Source organism: Aestuarium sp. (assembly GCF_023253315.1).
Lineage (GTDB): Bacteria > Pseudomonadota > Alphaproteobacteria > Rhodobacterales > Rhodobacteraceae > Marivivens > Marivivens donghaensis.
In genome coordinates this window covers 1-754 of sequence record NZ_JALRGW010000137.1, presented here as the reverse complement: position 1 = coordinate 754, position 754 = coordinate 1, and the positions used below count along the sequence as shown (strand labels likewise).

Genomic DNA, 754 nt, shown 5'->3' with positions numbered 1-754 from the left:
ATTGTTTAGAGCAGGTCGGTGGGTTTTTTGTTGCTCACATAGTAATTATCTTGATAAGATCGATTCTTGTCTAGTCTTGAGCAGGTTTTGCAAAGATAAAAAAAGAGTGTTGCATCTCTACAACACTCTCTGCTATGTTTGTTAACAAGGTCTAACTACCCCGTAGCTGCCCTTAGGCTGCTAATGCTATATTTGCGTTTGCAATTATAAAGTTTGTTCGCGGTACGGCGCTTACATCCCGGTAACTCCACTCATCTATCCTGCCTGTCTATCCTATTTCGACCCCATCATATAAACTCTAAAGGTTTGCCTATTCACCAATCGCCGGAAAGGTTTTATGCTAAAGAGTTTATATGGTGGAGTCGCCGGGTACCGCCCCCGGGTCCAGTATGTGTCCACGTTGCTTCAACGCTAACAAGTTATTTATACACTAGATTTGTGCATTAGTCAATGGAAATATCTTCTTCTGGTTCGTATTTTACAAAAAGTTTAAGTGTGCGTTCATTATCTTGTAAAAGTAGTTGCACATCACTTACATTGTATTTCACATAACGTCGGCCATCATTGTCGATAACTTCAACTCGAGTGACTTTAGGAAAGTTCTTCATCAAATCTCTCTACTACTGTTATTGTATGTTTGCATTTTCCGTGGAATGTAAAACCAGTGCAATCGCATTTGAAGCCTCGGGGTGTGAGGGCAACAACATAACTTGAACCTGGCTTACTACCTGGTACTGACCATTCGGTACCTACA

Annotated in this window: 1 protein-coding gene and 1 other RNA gene; both read right to left on the bottom strand. The window is 41.0% G+C overall.

The window, feature by feature from the left end; translation table 11 throughout:
• Positions 1-100: 100 nt before the first annotated feature.
• Positions 101-455, bottom strand: a transfer-messenger RNA (tmRNA) gene (ssrA, locus tag AC1QQ2_RS14665).
• The gene (locus AC1QQ2_RS14660) at positions 444-608 is read right to left on the bottom strand and encodes a hypothetical protein (RefSeq protein ID WP_479713698.1); all 165 of its coding nucleotides are present in this window, start codon (positions 606-608) and stop codon (positions 444-446) included. The genes ssrA and AC1QQ2_RS14660 overlap by 12 nt, the downstream gene beginning before the upstream one ends.
• Between the last annotated feature and the right edge of the window lie 146 nt (positions 609-754).